25 protein-coding genes are annotated in these 19,698 nt (G+C 58.0%); 18 read left to right on the plus strand and 7 right to left on the minus strand.

Annotation, left to right across the window (positions count from 1 at the left end; translation table 11 throughout):
- Nucleotides 1-2: 2 nt before the first annotated feature.
- From APA10_RS06725 to gloA, 6 genes are all read left to right on the plus strand, one after another.
- Nucleotides 3-875, plus strand: a complete 873-nt coding sequence (locus APA10_RS06725) for an OmpH family outer membrane protein (RefSeq protein WP_003622560.1) — start codon at nt 3-5, stop codon at nt 873-875.
- 2 nt (nt 876-877) lie between these two features.
- A complete protein-coding gene (lpxD, locus tag APA10_RS06730) occupies nt 878-1,963 on the plus strand; it encodes a UDP-3-O-(3-hydroxymyristoyl)glucosamine N-acyltransferase (RefSeq protein ID WP_003629099.1) in 1,086 nt (361 codons plus the stop codon).
- Nucleotides 1,964-2,058: 95 nt separating this feature from the next.
- A complete protein-coding gene (gene fabZ / locus APA10_RS06735) occupies nt 2,059-2,487 on the plus strand; it encodes a 3-hydroxyacyl-ACP dehydratase FabZ (RefSeq protein ID WP_414144931.1) in 429 nt (142 codons plus the stop codon).
- A 133-nt stretch (nt 2,488-2,620) separates the two neighbouring features.
- Nucleotides 2,621-3,478 carry an acyl-ACP--UDP-N-acetylglucosamine O-acyltransferase gene (gene lpxA / locus APA10_RS06740; protein WP_003622565.1) on the plus strand — a complete coding sequence of 286 codons (858 nt, stop codon included), beginning with the start codon at nt 2,621-2,623 and terminating at the stop codon, nt 3,476-3,478.
- Entirely contained in the window at nt 3,475-4,332 is an 858-nt protein-coding gene (locus APA10_RS06745) for an LpxI family protein (protein WP_003629104.1), read from the plus strand. The genes lpxA and APA10_RS06745 overlap by 4 nt, the downstream gene beginning before the upstream one ends.
- Nucleotides 4,333-4,356: 24 nt before the next feature.
- Nucleotides 4,357-4,749 carry a lactoylglutathione lyase gene (gloA, locus tag APA10_RS06750; protein ID WP_003622570.1) on the plus strand — a complete coding sequence of 131 codons (393 nt, stop codon included), beginning with the start codon at nt 4,357-4,359 and terminating at the stop codon, nt 4,747-4,749.
- 7 nt (nt 4,750-4,756) lie between these two features.
- On the opposite strand, the gene APA10_RS06755 is transcribed toward gloA, so the two are convergent.
- Nucleotides 4,757-5,185 (minus strand): hypothetical protein, encoded by a 429-nt coding sequence (locus tag APA10_RS06755; protein ID WP_174714299.1) that lies wholly within the window; start codon nt 5,183-5,185, stop codon nt 4,757-4,759.
- Nucleotides 5,186-5,306: 121 nt separating this feature from the next.
- Between APA10_RS06755 and rpmH the strand changes: the two genes are divergently transcribed.
- From rpmH to APA10_RS06795, 8 genes are all read left to right on the plus strand, one after another.
- Entirely contained in the window at nt 5,307-5,441 is a 135-nt protein-coding gene (gene rpmH / locus APA10_RS06760) for a 50S ribosomal protein L34 (protein WP_003622574.1), read from the plus strand.
- A 23-nt stretch (nt 5,442-5,464) separates the two neighbouring features.
- The gene (rnpA, locus tag APA10_RS06765; RefSeq protein ID WP_003629106.1) at nt 5,465-5,845 is read left to right on the plus strand and encodes a ribonuclease P protein component; all 381 of its coding nucleotides are present in this window, start codon (nt 5,465-5,467) and stop codon (nt 5,843-5,845) included.
- A 122-nt stretch (nt 5,846-5,967) separates the two neighbouring features.
- Nucleotides 5,968-7,719, plus strand: a complete 1,752-nt coding sequence (gene yidC, locus APA10_RS06770; RefSeq protein WP_003629107.1) for a membrane protein insertase YidC — start codon at nt 5,968-5,970, stop codon at nt 7,717-7,719.
- Nucleotides 7,716-8,399 carry a ribosome biogenesis GTP-binding protein YihA/YsxC gene (yihA, locus tag APA10_RS06775; RefSeq protein WP_003622581.1) on the plus strand — a complete coding sequence of 228 codons (684 nt, stop codon included), beginning with the start codon at nt 7,716-7,718 and terminating at the stop codon, nt 8,397-8,399. Before yidC ends, yihA begins: the two co-directional genes overlap by 4 nt.
- 31 nt (nt 8,400-8,430) lie before the next feature.
- Nucleotides 8,431-9,348, plus strand: a complete 918-nt coding sequence (gene argB / locus APA10_RS06780; RefSeq protein WP_012812628.1) for an acetylglutamate kinase — start codon at nt 8,431-8,433, stop codon at nt 9,346-9,348.
- Between the two features lie 136 nt (nt 9,349-9,484).
- Entirely contained in the window at nt 9,485-10,333 is an 849-nt protein-coding gene (gene dapD, locus APA10_RS06785; protein WP_003622584.1) for a 2,3,4,5-tetrahydropyridine-2,6-dicarboxylate N-succinyltransferase, read from the plus strand.
- 38 nt (nt 10,334-10,371) lie between these two features.
- Nucleotides 10,372-11,547, plus strand: a complete 1,176-nt coding sequence (gene dapE, locus APA10_RS06790; RefSeq protein WP_003629108.1) for a succinyl-diaminopimelate desuccinylase — start codon at nt 10,372-10,374, stop codon at nt 11,545-11,547.
- Nucleotides 11,544-12,167, plus strand: coding sequence for a hypothetical protein (locus tag APA10_RS06795; RefSeq protein WP_003622590.1), 624 nt, complete (start codon nt 11,544-11,546; stop codon nt 12,165-12,167). Before dapE ends, APA10_RS06795 begins: the two co-directional genes overlap by 4 nt.
- 24 nt (nt 12,168-12,191) lie before the next feature.
- Here APA10_RS06795 and truA read toward each other — a convergent pair whose 3' ends face one another.
- Genes truA through def form a run of 3 tightly spaced genes read right to left on the minus strand, consistent with a single transcriptional unit; the run spans nt 12,192 to nt 14,495 of the window.
- Entirely contained in the window at nt 12,192-12,980 is a 789-nt protein-coding gene (truA, locus tag APA10_RS06800; protein ID WP_003629109.1) for a tRNA pseudouridine(38-40) synthase TruA, read from the minus strand.
- A complete protein-coding gene (gene fmt, locus APA10_RS06805) occupies nt 12,977-13,915 on the minus strand; it encodes a methionyl-tRNA formyltransferase (RefSeq protein WP_003629111.1) in 939 nt (312 codons plus the stop codon). The genes truA and fmt overlap by 4 nt, the downstream gene beginning before the upstream one ends.
- 19 nt (nt 13,916-13,934) lie before the next feature.
- Entirely contained in the window at nt 13,935-14,495 is a 561-nt protein-coding gene (def, locus tag APA10_RS06810) for a peptide deformylase (protein WP_012812631.1), read from the minus strand.
- Nucleotides 14,496-14,733: 238 nt separating this feature from the next.
- Between def and APA10_RS06815 the strand changes: the two genes are divergently transcribed.
- Together APA10_RS06815 and APA10_RS06820 are read left to right on the plus strand one after the other, a co-directional pair.
- Complete coding sequence (locus APA10_RS06815) at nt 14,734-15,243, plus strand: Hsp20 family protein (protein ID WP_035365717.1); 510 nt, start codon at nt 14,734-14,736, stop codon at nt 15,241-15,243.
- Between the two features lie 18 nt (nt 15,244-15,261).
- Complete coding sequence (locus APA10_RS06820) at nt 15,262-15,528, plus strand: hypothetical protein (protein WP_003622604.1); 267 nt, start codon at nt 15,262-15,264, stop codon at nt 15,526-15,528.
- 92 nt (nt 15,529-15,620) lie between these two features.
- Here APA10_RS06820 and hpf read toward each other — a convergent pair whose 3' ends face one another.
- Nucleotides 15,621-16,241 (minus strand): ribosome hibernation-promoting factor, HPF/YfiA family, encoded by a 621-nt coding sequence (hpf, locus tag APA10_RS06825; protein ID WP_003622606.1) that lies wholly within the window; start codon nt 16,239-16,241, stop codon nt 15,621-15,623.
- Between the two features lie 345 nt (nt 16,242-16,586).
- Here hpf and APA10_RS06830 point away from each other — a divergent pair, with 345 nt between their 5' ends.
- Together APA10_RS06830 and APA10_RS06835 are read left to right on the plus strand one after the other, a co-directional pair.
- Nucleotides 16,587-16,889 carry a hypothetical protein gene (locus APA10_RS06830; RefSeq protein ID WP_003629114.1) on the plus strand — a complete coding sequence of 101 codons (303 nt, stop codon included), beginning with the start codon at nt 16,587-16,589 and terminating at the stop codon, nt 16,887-16,889.
- 32 nt (nt 16,890-16,921) lie between these two features.
- Nucleotides 16,922-17,755 carry an MOSC domain-containing protein gene (locus APA10_RS06835; protein WP_003629115.1) on the plus strand — a complete coding sequence of 278 codons (834 nt, stop codon included), beginning with the start codon at nt 16,922-16,924 and terminating at the stop codon, nt 17,753-17,755.
- Nucleotides 17,756-17,766: 11 nt separating this feature from the next.
- Here APA10_RS06835 and lptB read toward each other — a convergent pair whose 3' ends face one another.
- Nucleotides 17,767-18,588 (minus strand): LPS export ABC transporter ATP-binding protein, encoded by an 822-nt coding sequence (gene lptB, locus APA10_RS06840; protein WP_003629116.1) that lies wholly within the window; start codon nt 18,586-18,588, stop codon nt 17,767-17,769.
- A gap of 2 nt (nt 18,589-18,590) precedes the next feature.
- Complete coding sequence (locus tag APA10_RS06845) at nt 18,591-19,697, minus strand: LptA/OstA family protein (protein ID WP_003629117.1); 1,107 nt, start codon at nt 19,695-19,697, stop codon at nt 18,591-18,593.
- Nucleotide 19,698 lies beyond the last annotated feature (1 nt).

Raw genomic sequence — 19,698 nt, forward strand, 5'->3', positions numbered from 1 at the left:
TAATGATGCGTTTTTCCACCAGAACTGCCCTGCTGGGGGCTGTTGTCCTGTCTTTCTCATCCGCACTTGTGCCATCTGCACAGGCGCAGAATGGGGGCGGGTGGTTTGTGCCCAAAACCCAGCAGCCTGCCGCGCAGGCTCCGGCACAGCATCCGGCTGCGGCTCGTCGCGCCCCGGCTCCGGTGCAGTTGCCCGCACCGCCGGCTGATAGCCAGGAAGCAGATCAGGCTCCGCCCGTACTGCCGCTGCCGCCTATTCCATCTGCGCCAGAAGTTGCCAAGGAAGCTCCGCCACCCACAACCGTTATTGGTGTGATCAGCGTTGGTGGCGTTATGCGTCAGTCTTCCGCAGCCATGCAGGTTGAGCGTACTCTGGGTGGCCGCCGTGATGAACTGGCGCAGGACCTCCAGAAGGAACAGGCTGGCTGGCGTGATGAGCAGCAGAAGCTGCAGGCACAGGCCAAGTCTCTGACATCCGAACAGATTCAGACGCGTGAACGCAGCCTTCAGGCCCGCGTGATGAAAGCCCAGCGTGATTTCCGTAACCGCAACCGCATCATTCAGGAAGCGGCGCAGGTTTCTCTGGGCCAGATCGAACGTGAACTGGTGCAGGTTATCCAGAAAGTGGCCGCTGCACATGGCATGAACCTTGTTCTGCACAGCGAACAGGTGGCCCTGCATGTTGATGGGCAGGATATCACCAACGAAGTGGCCGTGCAGCTGAACAAGATTCTGCCGTCCGTGTTCATTCCGGAAGCCAATGTTGATCCGGAAGAACTGGCAAAATCTGGCAAGATGCCCACAACGGCTGATGCAGATCAGGGCCCGCGCACAGGCCCAGCCCCAGTGGTGGCACCGGCAGCCGGGCAGCAGTAATCGTGGCTGAGGGTACAACATTTTCCGGGCCGGCAGACCCGCGCTTTTTCACCCGTGCGGGGCCGTTTGACGCGGCCACGCTGGCTGAAACCGCAGGGGCGGAACTGGTGCTGCCCAAAGCTGGCGCAGTGCCAGAAGAAGGCTTTGTGGGTATTGCGCCTTTGCAGGCCGCAGGCCCGCGTGATGTCAGCTTTCTGGATAACCGTCGGTATGCTCCTTTGCTGGAGCAAACCAAGGCTGGGCTGGTTATTGTTGCACCCGCTTTTGCAGATAAGGTGCCTGCCGGATGTGCCGCACTGGTAACGGCTGCGCCTTATCTGGCGTGGTCTCGTGTTGCACGGCTGTTTCATCCGCGGGTGCCAGCGCGTGCAGGTGTGCATCCTTCTGCATGTATTGACCCAACAGCCAGCATAGACCCCACGGCAGAAATTGGGCCGTTTGTGGTGGTTGGGGCCAAGGCAGAAATTGGGCCGGGCTGTATTATTGGCTCCCACGCAGTGGTGGGTGATGGTGTGCAGCTTGCGCAGGATTGCCGTATTGGCAGCCATGTCACGCTTTCTCATGCAGTGTTGGGTGAGCGGGTTATTATTCTGCCCGGTTCACGCATTGGGCAGGATGGGTTTGGTTTTGCGGTTGGCCCGCAGGGGTTTGAAACCGTGCCACAGCTTGGCCGCGTGGTGCTGGAAAACGACGTAGAGATTGGTGCCAACAGCACAATTGACCGTGGTTCGGTGAATGATACGGTTATTGGTGCAGGATCACGTCTCGACAATCTGGTGCAGATCGGTCACAACGCCCGTCTGGGGCGGTGTTGTATTGTGGTTTCGCAGGCCGGGATCTCTGGCTCCACCGTGCTGGAAGATTATGTAACGATTGCCGCGCAGGCTGGCCTTATCGGCCATATCCGCATTGGCGCAAAGGCGCGTATTGGCGCGCAATGTGGCGTAATGTCGGATATAGAAGGCGGCGCGGATGTAATTGGCAGCCCGGCTATGCCGTTCAGGGAGTTTTTCCGGAACGTGGCGGTATTGCGCAAGCTGGCAAAAAAAGCGTCTGGATCGGCCAAGAACGGTTCGGACAAGGGATAAACTAAGGTCGGTGCTTGGTAACCGGCGCAAAGGGTGGTTTCGGGGACGTGGAGACGAAACAAGAATCGCAGCAGGACGCTCAGACGATCGACAGAATTGACGTCAACCGTATCATGCAGGCGATTCCGCACAGATATCCTTTTCTTCTGATCGACCGGATGGAAGATATCGTCCTGGGAGAAGAGGCAACAGGTATCAAGAATGTTTCGGTCAATGAACCATTCTTTCAGGGGCATTTTCCTGCACGCCCTGTTATGCCGGGTGTATTGCTGGTTGAAGCCATGGCGCAAACCGCAGCAACGCTGGTTGTGCTGACACTGGGTAAGGATTTTGAGGGCAAGCTGGTCTATTTCATGACCATTGAAGGCGCAAAGTTCCGCCGCCCGGTAGAACCGGGTGATCAGGTGCGCATTCATGTCGCCAAGGAACGCCACCGCTCCAATGTGTGGAAATTCCGTGGTGAAGCCCGCGTAGAAGGCACTGTGGTGGCGGAAGCCACATTCAGCGCCATGATTATGGGTTGAGAACCCGGCCTGTTCACATCATTCTGTTAAGGCAAGTCAGGTTTGCCCCTAAACTGCCCAGATTTTTTGCAAAAGGGTAAGGTTAGGGCAAATCTGCCCGGCCAACGGTGAACGGAAATAAGGAACTGAATTGGTGCACGCTGCAGAGGAAGCCAGATCAACCGTTGTCCACCCAACGGCTCTTGTTGCTCCCGGTGCGCGGCTTGGGCAGGGGGTGGTTATCGGCCCTTGGTGTTCTGTCGGGCCAGATGTCACGATTGAAGACGGGGTTGAGCTGATCTCTCATGTGGTGGTCGATGGCCACACACGTCTGGGGGCGGGTTCACGCTATTTTCCGTTTTGCACCGTGGGCATGGCCCCGCAGGATCTAAAGTATAAAGGTGAGCCAACCCGGTGCGAGATCGGGGCTGGCACGGTGGTGCGTGAACACGTTACCATCCATCGTGGCACGGCCACGGGTTCTGGCCTAACCAAGGTTGGCCAGAATGTGCTGATCATGGCCAACGCCCACGTGGCGCATGATTGCGTGCTGGGTGACCGCGTTATTATCGTCAATAACGTGGTGATGGGCGGGCATGTCACCATTGAGGACGATGCTCGTATTATGGGTTCTGCCGCCATCCATCAGTTTGTCCGCATCGGGCATGCAGCCCTTGTAGGCGGTGTGGCTGGGGTAGAAGCCGATGTTATCCCTTACGGCAGTGTGCTGGGCAACCGTGCGCGGCTGATTGGCCTGCATTGGATCTGGCTGCGCCGCAATGGTGTGCAGTCTGATGAAATTCACCGCATGCGTAAGGCGTTCCTCACGCTGTACCCCAAAAACGGCAATGCGGAAGATCCTTTCTCCGTGCGTCTGGAGCGGGTGCGTACAGAGTTTGGTGATAACCCGCGTGTGCGCGAAATTCTGGACTTTATAGATGCTCCAAGCCGGCGTGGCCTTGTGCGTCCCGCACGGCAGGATCTGGAGCGCGCAGAAACCGAGGGCGCGTGAGCACTCCCTCTGCTGTTGGTATTCTTGCAGGCGGTGGCCCTCTGCCGGGCAGAGTGGCAGAAGCGGCAGCCGCAGCAGGGCGGCCCGTTTTTATTCTCGGGTTTGAAGGTTTTGCCGAACCCGAAGTGATAGGCCCCTGGCCGCACGAATTTGTCCGGCTGGGAGCAGCCGGGCGTATGCTCTCCCTTTTACGGCAACATAATTGTTCGGATCTGGTGCTTATCGGGCCAATCCGCCGGCCATCCTTGCGCAATCTGCGGCCAGATGCCGAGGGTGCGCGCATTATGGCGCGCTTGGGCCGTGCTCTGTTTGCCGGGGATGATGGCTTGCTGGGTGCGCTTGTGCGTATTCTGGGTGAGGAAGGCTTTCACATTCGTGGGGCGCATGAATTTCTTACGCAGGCTGTGGCGCAACCGGGCGTGCTGGGGCGCGTGCAGCCAGATACGCAGGCGCAGGCCGATATTCAGCGCGGCATAACCGTGGTGCAGGCGCTGGGGCGGCTGGACATAGGGCAGGGTTGCGTGGTGCAAAATGGCGTGGTGCTGACTGTGGAAGCCATGGAAGGCACAGACCGCATGCTGGCCCGCGCAGGAGAATGCAGGCAGCCGGGTGAAGGCGGTGTTCTGGTAAAAATGCTCAAGCCGGGGCAGGAAAAACGGGCAGATATGCCCACAATAGGGCCTGTAACGGTGCAGAATGCTCATGCGGCAGGCCTGCGTGGTGTTGCGTTTGAGGCCGCCCACACACTGCTGACAGACAGGCAGCGCTGTATAGAGGAAGCAGACCGGCTGGGCCTGTTTCTTCTGGCTTTTGATCCTGTTGAAGGTGCAGGAACAAGCACAGCGCCCGCCTGATACTTCAAAATAAGGAGCAAACAGATGGCAAGTTTTCTGCACACCATGGTGCGAGTGCGCAATCTGGAAAAAAGTCTGGCGTTTTATAAGCTGCTGGGCATGCATGAACTCCGCCGGCGCGAGGTGCCAGAAGGGCGTTATACGCTGGTGTTTATTGGCTATGCAGATAACGCCGCCGGACAGGCCGAAATTGAGCTGACCTATAACTGGGGCGAAGATGACGGCTATGAACTGGGCACCGGGTTTGGCCATTTTGCTGTAGGCGTGCCCAATGTGGCGGAAATGGTTGCGCGCGTGCGGGCCGGTGGTGGCAAGGTGACGCGAGAAGCCGGGCCAGTAAAATTTGGCACCACCGTGATTGCCTTTGTTGAAGACCCCGATGGCTATAAGGTCGAGCTGATCGAACGCGCTGAATAAAGGCTGTTCAGCTTTGCGGGCGCTGCTTTAGGCGTGCAGTCAGGCGGTCTAGCGAATCATTAATGGTTTTGGCGGCCTTCTGCACGGCTGGGTCGGCAGAGGTATCAAGCTGCTCTGCTGCCAGCATGGCGGGGGAGACAATGCCCCGAATATCGTGCCGCAGTTTAGAATCCGCTGTAGGGGCAGGTGCTTGAGGTGCAGCTACCGGAGCAGGTGCCGCTGCATGATGAGGTTGAAGCTTGATGCCCAGCCATGCGCCCAAAGCTGCGGCGCATATAATTGGCCCTAACGCAGCGGGGAAGGAAAGCCCCAGCACTCCGGCCAGCACAGCACCCGCTACAGGTAGGCAGAAAATAACGGCTGCGGCACGGATAGGAAAGGGCATGTTGTTCATGTTTTTCTCCATCTTGCGGGGGATTCTGCCGCAAGGCTGCATTCACGACTCTACGGTATAGATTGACGGTTCCTTATCTGAACTCTATAAGCCGCAGCTTCAAGAGGCGTGGTCTTTAACAGGCCACCGGATAACCGTATTCAAATAGTAAGGGAGTGCCGCCATGAAGCGCACTTATCAACCGTCCCGGCTGGTTCGCAAGCGTCGTCACGGGTTCCGCGCGCGTATGGCAACCGTTGGTGGCCGCAAGATCATTGGCAACCGTCGTTCCAAAGGCCGTAAGCGCCTTTCCGCGTAAGAACTGCCCGGCAGTCCGGCTTGATGGACGGGCCTGCAGCGCAGGAGCAGCCAGCGGCGGAATCTGCACGATCTCTGCGGCTTAAAAAGAGGAAGCAATTCCTCTTTCTGGCTTCTCGCGGGCGTAAAGCGCCTGTGCCGGGGCTTGTTTTGCAGCTTTTCCGGCGTCCGGATACGGATGTCGCGCGTGTAGGCTTTACGGTTACCAAAAAGGTCGGCAACTCCGTGGTGCGTAACCGCGTGCGCCGCAGGTTGCGCGAAGTTGTGCGTATTGTAGAAGCCGATACGCCGCTAAACGGTCTGGACCTTGTTCTTATAGGCCGTGGTGCCACCATAAATCGCCCATTTACGGCGCTGGTGGCTGATTTCCGTAAAGCATTAACGTTGTGCCAGCGGGATTCCTGATATCCTGCCTTGCATTCGTGTGCGTCCTGCGCTGGAACCTGTATGCCGTTTAAGACTCCGGGTTTTTTACGGGTGTTAAGTTTTCCAATTTGTATGTGCAGGGGGCCGCAAGGCCGGAGCTTATGGATCCAAAACGTCTAATACTGGCAACAGCGCTGTCAGCTCTGGTACTTATCGGGTATGACTATCTTTTCCCGCAGCATCAGCCCGTACCCCCGCCGCAGCCGGGTGTGCATGCTGTAGCGCCTCCGACACCTGCTTCTTCTGGTGCGGCTGCTCCGGCTGAAAACACGCAGGCAGAAGCCGCGGCTCCCGTAAAGGATGGTCCGGAAACCCGTGTGGCCATTAACGCCCTCGCCGTACAGGGCACGCTAAACCTGCGTGGCGCACGGCTGGATGATCTGGTGCTCAAGCATTATCGGGAAACCGTAAAGCCAGATAGCCCGGATGTGCGTGTTCTTAACTCCGCTTCCACCCATGCAGATTATGTAGATTTCGGCTGGCGTGCACCGTCCGATGTTTCTGTGCGTCTGCCAGATGCCAACACATTGTGGAAAGCCTCTGGCACCCAGATGGATGCCGAACACCCGCTCACCCTTTCTTGGGATAACGGGCAGGGGCTGACCTTTGATATCCGCATGTCGGTGGATCAGAACTACATGTTCACCATCAGCCAGCAGGTGCATAACAGCACCGGGCAGGCTGTGGCGCTGTATCCTTTCTACCGTGTGAACCGTGGTTACACGCCGGAAGAAACCGGCGGCATGCTGGTGCATGAAGGCCCGATCTCGGTTATTGATGGCCGCCTGAACGAAGGTTCCTACAAAACGGTGCGCACAGGTGGTGTGCCGCCAGACAATATTGCATGGAGCCATCAGGGCACCGGCGGTTGGGCTGGTATTACAGACAAATACTGGCTGATGGCCGTGCTGCCGGACCAGAACGCCAACGTGATTGGCACCTATGGTTTTCAGGCGGCGCAAGGCGCGTATCAGGTTGGCTTTACGGCTACGGCACCTGTGCAGGTGGCTGCGGGGCAGACTGCCTCTACCGAGGCCCACGTGTTTGCGGGCGCCAAGGAAGTGCGTCTGCTCGAGCAGTATGAAAAAGACCTGCACGTACCCATGTTCTGGAAAGCCGTGGACTTTGGCTGGCTTTCCTTCCTCACCCGTCCCGTGTTCTTTGTGCTGGACTGGCTGAACGAACATCTGGGCAGCTTTGGTCTGGCCCTGCTGACGTTTACCGTGATTGTGAAAGTGGCCTTCCTGCCGCTCACCATCAAGCAGATGCGCATGACATGGAAAACAGCGCGCCTGAAGCCGCAGGTGGACCTGATCCGCTCCCGCCTGAAGGATGACCCGATGGCCATGCAGCAGCAGATCATGGCGTTGTATCGGCAGGAAAACGTTAATCTGTTCGGGGGCTTTCTGCCGCTGCTTATACAGGCGCCTGTGTTCTGGTGCCTGTATAAGGATCTGTATGTCACGATCGAAATGCGGCATGCACCATTTGTGGGCTGGGTGAAGGATCTTTCTGCGCCAGACCCCACCAACCTGTTCAATCTGTTTGGCCTTGTGCCGTTTGATCCCACCCACATCACGCCGTTTCTGGCGCTGGGGGCTTGGCCCATCATGTATGGTGCCACGCTGTTCCTGATGCAGAAGGTGAGCTCCAGCTCTGCCAACATGGACCCATCACAGCAGAAGGTGATGATGTTCATTCCGCTGCTGTTCACGTTCTTCATGGCGCGGCAGCCGGTCGGGCTGGTGATCTACTACTGCTGGAGCAACATCCTTACGGCTGTGCAGCAGGTTATCATCATCTCCCGTCTGAAAGCGGCAGATGCCAAACCCCAACTGGTTAAGCCCAAATGACAGATGATGCCGCATCCTCTTTTCGAGAACTAAAGGATGAAGCCCGTATTGCCGCCGCCCTGGAAGAGGGGCGGCGGCTTTTTGCGGGTTCATGCGAATTTGTGTTTGGCGCGCAAAAGCTGGGGCAACTGCCGCCGCAAACCCTGCCGGAAATTGCGTTTGCCGGGCGCTCCAATGTGGGAAAATCCAGCTTGGTGAACGCGCTTACGGGCCGCAAAACGCTGGCGCGGGCTTCCTCCGAGCCGGGGCGCACCAAGCAGCTCAACTTCTTCAATCTGGCAGACCGGCTGATGCTGGTGGATATGCCGGGTTATGGCTACGCAAAGGCTGCCAAATCCGTAAAGGAAGACTGGCAGGATATGATGTTTGATTACCTGCGCGGTCGGCCAAGTTTGCAGCGTGTTGTGCTGCTGCTGGATGCGCGGGTGGAAATGAAGGCGCATGATCTGGAAGTAATGGACCTGCTGGATAAAGCAGCCGTCAGCTTTCAGGTGGTGCTGACCAAGTGCGATAGCGTTAAACCCGGCCCGCTGGCACGCAAGCAGGCAGAAGTTGAAGCGGAAATTCGCCGCCACCCCGCGGCTTTTCCCTACCTGTCTTTAACAAGCAGCCAGACAGGTGAAGGTATTGAGGGCTTGCGGGCGGAACTGGCAGAATTTGCCCTGCCCAAGGCGCCATGATCTGATTGATGACAAGCAGGAAGTGCAGAGCATGACAGAACCACGGGTTCCTTCTTCCCATTCCCATCATGATGCGGCGCAGGAAGCCGCCATTCTGGCCGGAGCCCTGCCGTATCTGCGCCGCTATGCGGGGGATACCATTGTGGTCAAGTATGGTGGCCACGCCATGGGCAATGCAGATCTGGCCAAAACCTTTGGGCGGGATATTGCGCTGCTCAAGCTGGTGGGCATCAACCCGGTTGTGGTGCATGGCGGCGGCCCGCAGATCAACCAGATGCTCAAACGGCTGGAAATTCCCTCCACCTTTGTGGATGGCCTGCGCGTAACAGACGCCAATATGGTGGATGTTATTGAGATGGTTCTGGCGGGCTCCGTGAACAAGGAAGTGGCGGAGCTTATCAGCCGAGAAGGCGCGCTGGCTGTTGGTATTTCCGGCAAGGACGGTAAAATGATTACCGCCCGCAAATTGCAACGCAAGGTGCGGGATACGGAAAGCCAGATTGAACGCGTGCTGGATCTGGGCTTTGTGGGCGAACCCATAAAGGTGGACCCGCGCGTGATTTATGCGCTCTCCGGCTCTGGCCTTATTCCGGTTATTGCGCCGGTAGGCTTTGGGGAAGATGGCGCCACCTACAACATCAATGCCGATACGGCTGCCGGTGCTGTAGCCGGTGCGGTGCATGCCACCCGCCTGCTGATGCTGACAGACGTACCCGGCGTGCTGGATGCCGATGGCAAGCTGATACCAGAACTCACAGCCGCGCAGGCCATGCAGGCTATTGAGGATGGTGTGATTACTGGCGGTATGATCCCCAAGGTGGAAACCTGCATTCAGGCCGTGCAGGCCGGTGCGCGTGCAGCCGTGATTATTGATGGCCGTATGCCCCATGCCTGCCTGCTGGAACTGTTTACGGCATCTGGCTCCGGCACCATGATCCGGGCGGAATAACGCCGCGGTTGCCAGCCATTTTCCGGGGTGCCATGCGTTGACACGCCGCGTGTGTGTCCGCATGGTCGCTCTGTATTTTTTCTGCCGGGGCTGTGGTGCAGGCCCGGTGTTTGTCCATCCTGTCTGACGGTGTGTTATGACCAACGAAACCTTGCGCGCGCATATTGAAGCCCTGTGGGAAAAGCGGGACCAGATTTCCTCCGCTACAACGGGGGAAGACCGCAAAGCCATTGAAACGGCTCTGGAAGCTCTGGATTCTGGTGCGCTGCGTGTGGCCGAACCCAAGGAAGATGGCTGGCAGGTGAATGAATGGCTGAAAAAAGCTGTTCTGCTTTCCTTCCGTCTGAACGATAGCGTGGCCATTCCCGGTGGCGCAGCCGGTGCCCCGGCTTACGATAAAGTGCCGCTGAAGTTTGCTGGCTGGGATCAGGCCCGTTTTGATAAGGCTGGCTTCCGCGTGGTGCCGGGCGCTGTTGTGCGTCGCTCCGCCTTTATCGCTCCCGGCGCTGTGCTGATGCCCAGCTTTGTAAACGTGGGTGCCCGCGTGGATAGCGGTACCATGGTGGACACATGGGCCACTGTTGGCAGCTGTGCCCAGATTGGCAAGAACTGCCATATCAGCGGTGGCGCAGGTATTGGTGGCGTTCTGGAACCGCTGCAGGCTGCTCCGGTAATTATTGAAGACAACTGCTTTATCGGCGCACGTTCCGAAGTGGCAGAAGGCGTGATTGTGGAACGCGGCTCCGTGCTGTCCATGGGCGTGTTCCTTGGCGCTTCCACCAAGATTGTGGACCGTGCAACGGGTGAAATCTACATGGGCCGTGTGCCGGCTTATTCCGTTGTTGTGCCGGGCACCATGCCATCTTCCAAGCCGGTTGGGCCGGATGGTCGCCCCAATCCTGCTCTGGCTTGCGCCGTGATTGTAAAGCGGGTGGACGAACGCACACGTTCCAAAACCTCCATTAACGATCTGCTGCGTGACTGATCTGGCAGACTAAAAAGCGAAAAAAGAGGCAGAAAAGCATGGCGGACGCAGCGCAGGTGAGTATTCCGGCCAATCTGGCACTGACAGATCCGGTTGGAGTGGCGCAGGCGCTTATCCGTCTGCCTTCTGTCTCGCCAGATCCCGGTGCATCGCAGCATCTGCTTGCAGCCATGCTGGAGCGTCTGGGGTTTGAGGTCACGCACCTTCCGTTTGGCGAGGGTGCAGAGCGCACGCCCAATTTCTTTGCCCGTCTGGGCACGGGCAGCCCCCATATCTGTTACGCTGGTCATACCGATGTGGTGCCGCCGGGGAACGAGGCCGATTGGTCTCACCCCCCTTATGCGGCGGATATTGTGGATGGCGTGCTGTATGGCCGTGGCGCGTGTGACATGAAGGGCGGCATTGCGGCTTTTGTGTCTGCCGTGGCGCGGCATGTGGCGGCTGGGCCGGGCAAAGGCTCTATCAGTTTTCTGATCACGGGGGATGAAGAAGGCCCCGCCACCTATGGCACGGTAAAGGTGCTGGAATGGATGGCGCAGCACAATCAGATCCCAGATTACTGCTTGGTAGGTGAACCCACCAACCCCAAGGTTTTGGGCGAGATGGTGAAGGTTGGCCGCCGTGGTAGCTTAAACGCGCATATTGTGGTGGAAGGTACGCAGGGCCATGTGGCCTATCCCCACCGGGCAGATAACCCGGTGCATCGCCTGCTGGCAGTGCTGGAAGCGTTGCGCGCCACACCGCTGGATAACGGCACCGAGTATTTTGAACCCTCTAGCCTTCAGGTCACCAGTGTGGATGTAGGCAATGGGGCTACCAATGTTATTCCCGCACGGGCCGAAGCCCGCCTGAATATTCGGTTTAATGATCTGCACACAGGGGCCGCGCTGAAGGGCTGGGTAGAAACCGTTTGCCGCCAGCATGCCCCGCGTTCACGCGTGGAGATCAAGATAAGTGGCGAATCTTTCCTTACGTCCCCCACGCAGGAAACCACGGCCCTTGTAGAGGCCATCAAGCAGGTTACGGGCCGCACGCCCAAGCTGGATACCGGGGGTGGCACATCGGATGCCCGCTTTATCAGCCGGTATTGTGCGGTTTCCGAATTCGGGCTGGTGGGCGCGAGTATTCATAAAGTTGATGAACACACGGATGTTGCGGATCTGGAAATGCTGACACGGATCTATCAGACTTTTCTGGAAGGAGCGCAGGCATGATTCCCGATACCAGCAAGCCGGGTGTGATCCGGCGCACATTGCAGGGCATGTTGCTGCTGGCCAGCGGGCGCCGCGATGGCATAGCGTGTTTTGATGGCACGCTGGATGCCTTTGGCGCAGCGCTTGCGCCGCAGTTGGCGTTTCTGGTGGTCGGGCTGATGCAGGTCTTCCTCCAGACTGACAAGATCATGGCGCTTATCAAGGTTCTGCTTTCCTTGTGCGTTACCTTGCTGCCTGCTGTTGTGTCTCACTTTTACGCCCAGCGTTGGGGCCGTGGGGCACTGTGGCTGCGCTATATTACGGCGGCTACATGGTGCAACTGGGTGGTGGTGCTGATTTCTCTGGCCGCCACGTTGCTGGCTGCTCTGCTGTTTCCCGCCATTGCACAACAGCCGGGCTTTATGGCCGCATTGGTGATGACGGCTGCTGTCTATGAACTCTGGCTGCAATGGTTTGTGGCCCGCGTGGGCTTGGGCATTAGCGGTGGGCGTGCCTTTGTGCTGTATGCCTCTGTGCTGCTGGCCACGCTGGCGCTGTATGGTTTGGCCGCACTGCTGCCGCCCCATTACAAGGTGCTGACTGATCTGCTTCAGCCCATGATTGTGATGAACAATTCCTGAAGAAAGTTTTGTGCCAGACCCGTTTTAGTCAAACGGGTCTGGATCATACCCCACGCCGTTCAGGTAAAGCCCCTCTGGCGGGGCGGTAGGGCCTGCGGCGCAGCGGTTGCGGGCTTCCAGAGCTTCTGCAACGCGCTCTGGCTGCCACGCCCCAATTCCCACAAGTTTAAGCGTGCCCACCATGTTCCGCACCTGATGGTGCAAAAAGGAACGGGCCTTGGCAAAAACAATCACCTCATCCCCGTGGCGGGAAATTTCTAGCTGGTCCAGCGTGCGCATAGGGCTATGGGCCTGGCAGGCTACGGCGCGGAAAGACGTGAAATCATGCGAGCCCACCAGAATATTGGCCGCTTCCTGCATTTTTTCTACGTCTAGCGTGCTTTTAACGTGCCACACCTGCCCGGCCAGCAAGGTAGGGCGCGAGCGGCGGTTGAGAATACGATACTGGTATGAGCGCCATATGGCTGAAAAACGCGCGCTCCAGTCTGTATCTACTTGGGCAGCATCCAGCACCACCACGTTATGGGGCTTGAGGTGATAGCTCAGACCCTCCCGCACGGAATGGCGGGAGAAACGCACATCAGCCGGAAAATCCAGATGCGCCACCTGTGCCAGTGCATGCACGCCGGAATCCGTGCGCCCGGCGGTAATGCTGCTTACGGGGCGGTTGTTGGCCAGCCGTGCAGCAGCTTCTTCCAGCAAAGACTGCACGGAAAGGCCGGATTTCTGGCGCTGCCAGCCCACAAGGCCGGTACCATCGTATTCCAGTTTTACGGCCCAACGCTGAACGGGGGCGAGTTCTTCTTCCATCATGCGGGGTTTTGCTGCTCGGCCCCTAAAAGTGTGCCAGCGGCCAATGGCTGGCCACGCAAAAAGGCATCGGCATCCATCATGCCCCGGCCCGGCTTTTGCAGGCGTGTTAGCCGCATAGCACCGCTGCCACAGGCAATAGTGAGGGCATCATCCAGCACAGTGCCGGGTTGGGCGGTGTGTTTGGTATCGGGCAGTGGAGTGGCCGCGCCAATTTTCAGCACCGTGCCATCGGGCAGGGTAGTAAAGGTGCCGGGCCACGGGGTGAGCGCGCGAATCTGGCGGTCTATTTCCGTGGCGGTTTTGGCCCAGTCTATGCGTCCATCTTCACGCGTCAGACGCGGAGCGTAGGTAACGCCTTCTTCCGGCTGCGGAGTGGGTGTGGGCATATCGGCCAGTACACGCAGCGCCATATCTGCCCCCAATGCGCTAAGGGCATCGTGCAGGCTGGTGGCGGTTGTGGTGGTGGTAATGGGCACGGCTTCACGCAGCAGCATGGGGCCTGTATCCAGCCCGGCTTCCATCTGCATAATGGTAACGCCGCTTTGCGTATCTCCGGCCAGAATGGCGCTCTGGATGGGGGAGGCGCCGCGCCAGCGTGGCAGCAGGCTGGCATGAATGTTCAGGCAGCCAAGGCGTGGGGCATCCAGCATGGCTTGGGGCAGAATAAGCCCATAGGCAGCCACAATGGCGGCATCGGCCTGTAGTGCTGCAAAATCTGCCCATTCGGGCTCATTTTTACGGAGCGAGAGCGGGTGGCGCACCAGCAGCCCCAGTTCTTCCGCCGCTTGTTGCACGGGGGAAGCCTGAAGCTTTTTGCCGCGTCCAGCAGGGCGCGGGGGCTGACAGTACACAGCCACAATTTCGTGCCCCGCAGCATGGAGCGCACGCAGCGCCGGAACAGAAAAGTCCGGCGTGCCCATAAAGACAAGACGCATGGTTGGCGGCCCCTCAGGCTTATTTACGCTTTAGTTCCTTGGCCAGCCGGCGCAGGATCATGTTGCGGCGCAGGGCGGAAAGGTGGTCCACAAACAGCACACCTTCCAGATGGTCTATTTCGTGCTGGATGCAGGTGGCCAGCAGGCCCTCGGCTTCGCGCTCCACCACATCACCATTCACGTTGTTCCAGCGCACGCGAATCTTTTCCGGGCGCACCACTTCCGCATACTGGTTGGGCAGGGAGAGGCAGCCTTCCTCCCGCACAGCCATGTCTTCCGTTTCCGCAATCACTTCGGGGTTGATCATGACAATCGGGTCCCGCGCGTCTTTTTCTCCCAGATCAACCAGAATAAAGCGCTGGCTCAGGCCCACCTGCGGTGCCGCAAGCCCAATGCCGGGGGCCTGATACATGGCCGAGAACATGTTGGGCAGAATCTTGCGAATTTCTGCCACGTCCTCCGGCTTCACCAGCCGCGCCTTCTGGCGCAGCACGGGGTGCGGCGGCGTAAGGATCTGAAGGGGTGCTGCGCCATCCGATGCAGCAGAAAAAGAGATGTCTGTATTGGCTGCGTGTGTCATACTGCGGGATGTAGCGTTCCGCCGCGCCTGATGCCAGAGAAAAACACAGGGAAAATCTGCCTCTGGCCTTAAAACCTGTTGCCTGTGCGCCACAGTGTGTTGTCCAATACCCCCATATGGCCGAATACAGGCATGGGGGCGGGGTTGCGTGTCAGCGGGCCTATCCCATATCGTGATAAGATCAGATGCCGTAACGGGTCTGATTTTTCTGTCTCGCTCAAGGAAGGAGGAGGCTTGGATGTCTGGAAGACTGTTTGGCTCACCCATGTTTTTAGGGTTTGATCATCTTGAGCAGATGCTCGAACGCGCCAGCAAGGGATCGGGCGATGGATATCCGCCCTATAACATTGAGCAGATTGCCCCCAACGGCCTGCGGATCACTTTGGCCGTAGCAGGCTTTAAAATGGATGACTTGCAGATTACGCAGGAAGATAATCAGCTTGTTATTCGTGGCCGGCAGATGGAAGACGGAGAAGAACGCGTTTTTCTGCACCGGGGCATTGCCTCCCGCCAGTTTCAGAAAGCCTTTGTGCTGGCGGAAGGTATAGAAATTGGCGGGGCGTGGCTGGATAACGGTCTGTTGCATATAGACCTGTTTCGCCCCCAGCCGGAGGTGCGTGTGAAACGCATTGAAATTGTGCAGGGTGGGCAAAAAAATAGCCGCGCGCCTGCTGCCGGTAATGGCAGCGTGCTGAAAGCCCGCTCATCGCGCATGCTGCGCCCAGTGATGGACGTGGATGAAAGCTGACCCAATAAGGAGGACGCCATGAAAAGTTCCATCTACAACGGTAGCGCCCCCGTTATGCCGCATGCGGCTGAACGCCCAGCAAATGTTCGCCAGCTTTCAGAAAGCCAGTTCCGCTCCCTTGGGCTGCGGGAGGTTGCCTATACGCGCCCGGCGCTGATGGAAGATGATGAAATTGGTTGCGCCATTTACGCGGCTGACGGGTCTTTGCTGGCCGTGGTGGAAGATCTTGAAACCGCATGGGGCGCTATTGTGCAGAATGATATGATCCCCGCCAGCTTGCAGTAACAGAAGCGGCGCAAGGGCCATTCAGCCATGCCAGACAGAGAAAAAGGATCGGCCAGTGCCGATCCTTTTTTTATGCGCATAACGCTACTGGCTTAGCGTGGGTTGGTATCAATCCACCCGATATTGCCGTCATTGCGCCGGTAAACCAGACTGACCTGCTCATTGGCCGCGTTGCGGAACAGCAGGAAGGAAATGCCTGCCAGATCAAGCCGCATAACGGCTTCACCCACGCTCAGCACGGGAATATCCGTGGGCTGTTCGGCAATAATGGCGGCAAAGGTTTCTGTATCCGTGCCTTCCGGCTGGGTGGCCAGCACGGGTTTTTCTGCACTGTTTTCAGAGGGTAGCGGATCTTCATTAAGAGGTTGCAGCACATAGGTGCGGCCACTTTGGGCGGCTGCCTGCCGTTGTGCGCCACGTGCATGGGATGTGACGCGGCGGTTATAGCGGCGCAGGCGTTTGGCAATATGTTCAGCGGCATCATCAAATGCGCCATTGGCATCTGCGGCTTCGCCTTCACCGCGCAGCACAAGGCCGCTGCCTGTGCGCACATTGATATCGCAGGTAAAGAAGGAACGCGCCTTGCTAAACGTCACCTGTGCTTGCAGGGCTTTGTCAAAATATCGTTCCGCTAGGTTGCCAAGGTGGGAATTGACTCTGTGCTTGAGTGCATCGGACAGATCAATTTGTTTACCTGAAACCTGAATATGCATAGAACGTCGTTCCTTGCTGCTAAGTGGCAGAATCTCCAGATCTGAATAAACACCGGTGCCATACCAGAACCGGGTTTTTCAGGTTCAACTGGCTAGCCTTGTTACGTTACGCGAAGTGTCTGTAACGCTTCTTTCACATTTGGGCATGGGTGGCGGTTGGTGTCCATGCCTTTGTTTCAAATATAATGCAGGGCTGGGCCTCTCGGTTGCATGGCTGCGTAAAAAGCGCTCAGCAGGCTTGCAGTGGGCAAACAGGCGTGCCTAACAATAAACATTAAAGCCAGAACGGTACGGGGCAGCCTGTCTGCCAGAACGATGTTTTTCTGACAGGAGAGTATATTTTCCATGCTGCTGCGCTCTGCTCCGCCGGTTGAAATGCCTAAAATGCCACGTGGGCGGATGGTGCGTGTTAAGCTGGGCTGCATGGCCGGGCTTGGCCTGTTGTATGGTGCGTTTGTCTGGCATCTGGCGCATGAAAAAATAGCCCCACGGCCCAATCCGGCAGCACGTGTTGCTATCCGGTTTATCAAAGTGCCCATGGTGCTTCCGCCTGCGCCGCCACCTGTTGAGCCTGTGCTTGTGCAGCCTGCGCCGGTTTCGTTCCCGCCACCAAAACTGGTGCTGCGCCATGCGGGGCAGCGCCGTTAGAAATTAATCTCCATCAGTCGGGAGTATGCCGTATGACAGGCCTAAGCGTTGCCAGCGTGCATGTTTATCCTGTTAAGGGGTTACGGGGGCTTTCTCTCACCCAAGCCAGATTATGGCCTTGGGGGCTGGAGGCAGATCGGCGGTGGATGATTACAGACCTGCAAGGCCGGTTTATCACCCAAAGAACCTGCCGGGATATGGCGTTGATAAACGCTGTGCCCACACCGGAAGGGCTGGAACTGGGCAAGGCCAATATGCTCCCGTGTTCCGTGCGGTTCCCTGATGCTCACGCGCCCACGCTTTCTGTTACTGTATGGAAAGACACGGTGCAGGCGCGGGATGCGGGAGAAGGCGCGGCTGTTTGGCTCACCGAGGCCTTGGCGCAACCATGCAGGTTGGTGTGGATGGATACACCCCAGCAAGCGCGCCTGCGCCATTTGGATATGGCCGAGGTTCCGGTTTCCTTTGCAGATGGATACCCGCTGCTGGTGGCCACTATGGCATCTTTGGCAGATTTGAACGCGCGTTTGCCTGAAGGGCAGGCTGTGCCTATGGCGCGGTTTCGGCCCAATATTGTGGTGCAGGGGGCTACGCCGTGGGCCGAAGATGGCTGGCTGCGCATACGTGTTGGTGCGGCCATTTTGCGTATTCTGGCCCCATGCTCACGCTGTGTGGTGACAACCATAGATCAGGCTACAGCAGAAGTGCCCAACCCCAAGGAACCTCTGGCCACGCTGGCAGCATTCCACCGCACGCCCAAAGGGGTAATGTTTGCGCAAAATGCAGTGGTGGAGCAGCCCGGCATGATAGAGGTAGGCGCGCCAGTAACCGTATTAGACTGCGGGCCATCCAACCTATTGGCGTAGATGGCTCAAGCCTAGAGCGAGAAGCTTTCACCCAGATACACGCGGCGCACGTCTTCATGGGCCACAATTTCTTCTGGCACACCCTGCATCAGCACCTGACCACTGTGCATGATATAGGCGCGGTCAATCACTTCCAGCGTTTCACGCACGTTATGGTCGGTAATCAGCACGCCAATGCCGCGATCTTTAAGGTGAGATACCAGATCACGAATTTCCCCTACGGCAATGGGGTCAATCCCGGCCAGCGGTTCGTCCAGCAAAATGTAATGAGGCTGGCTGGCCAGTGCGCGAGCAATTTCCAGACGGCGGCGTTCACCCCCTGAAAGGGCGAGGGAAGGTGAGCGGCGCAGATGGCCGATACCAAATTCGCTCAACAGCCCATCCAGCATTACCTGTCGTTGGTCGGGGTCTGGTTCCACCACTTCCAACGCAGCCAGAATGTTCTGCTCCACATTCAGGCCACGGAAAATACTGGCTTCCTGCGGCAGGTAACCAATGCCAAGCCGTGCGCGCCGATACATGGGTAACTGCGTAATATCCGCACCATCCAGCGTGATGGAGCCGGTATCGGGCTGCACAAGGCCCACAATCATATAAAAGCTGGTGGTTTTACCCGCACCGTTTGGCCCCAGAAGGCCAACCGCTTCCCCCCGATGCACTTCGATGGAAACGTTCTTCACCACCTCACGCTTTTTATAGCTTTTGCCAATGCCGCGTGCGTACAGGCCGTGGCCGGGGCGATGTGGGGCATGAATATCCGTAGGTTCTGGCCCAACGCCCACCACTTCTTCACGAACCGTTTCTTCCGACGTCCAGGTGACTTCCTGATTCATGCTTATTTCCTGTCCGACGTATCGCCGTTATTAGGCACAACCAACCCGCTTACCCGGCTGCCGGGGCGTTCTGTCATGGTGGCTATGCCTGTGTGCATGTTGATAATGGCGGCAGCGCCCTGAATCTGGTTTGGCCCACGGGTGATATGGACATTGCCAACAATGCGGGCAATGCCGGTATCAGGCACATACACCCCGCGTTCCCCCGTTACGATTTCTGTTTGCGTATGCACCCATACATGGCCAAAGGCGTTTACCTTTTCCAGTTTGCCCGAACCACTGCTAAGCGGATCTGAACTATTGCTGTTAGTGTTGTTGGCCTGCTGCTGTGGCTGGGCGTTCTGATCAGGCGGGGCGCTGTAGCCCACCAGCACATCTGCCCGGATCTGGCGCTGATCATTGGTGGTGACGGTGGCATTGCCGCGCCCGATGGAAATACGCTGTTGTGAGTAATATTCCATCGAATCCCGCGCGGTCAGCACATCCTGCGGGGTGGTCAGCTTCATGGCCTTGCCGGTCATGACAAGCACGGCCTGATCCATGTCGTACACGGCTTTATCACCCCATGCCTGATCGGTCTGGGTGAAGATGTGCACGTGGCCTATGGCTTCAAGCCGGAAAATTTCGTTGGCGCCGGAATCCTGATCATCCCCTCCGGCGGCTTTCTGGCCGCCTGCATCTGTGCTGCCATTGGTGGCCGGGGCTGGTGGCGGCTGATCCGTGCTGGCCGGAGGTGTGGCCGGTGTGGTGCCGTTGGCTGCCGGGGCCTGCACGCTTGCCGGTTTTGCACCATCTGCCGCAGCCGGAGTATTGCCATCTGGCGCGCCGGAGACAGGGGCTTTTTTGCGGTAATAGGCAATCAGCTTATCTGCCGTAACCGTAACATCCCCACGGATGGCTTTTGCCTGATCGTAGGCGGTAACTTTTTTCTGGTTCTGGTCCCAGTCAAACCCACCGGCGGCGGTAACGGTAATCTGCCCGCCGTGAGACATATCAATGGCCTGCGCCAGCGCGGTGCCAGAAAGGGCCAGCATGGCACACGGCAGTGCCGCCATAACGGCAGAGGCAACATGCAGGGCAGGGCGGGAGCGGGAAAAAAGGCGGCGCATA

This window comes from Acetobacter pasteurianus subsp. pasteurianus LMG 1262 = NBRC 106471 (assembly GCF_000285275.1).
GTDB lineage: Bacteria > Pseudomonadota > Alphaproteobacteria > Acetobacterales > Acetobacteraceae > Acetobacter > Acetobacter pasteurianus.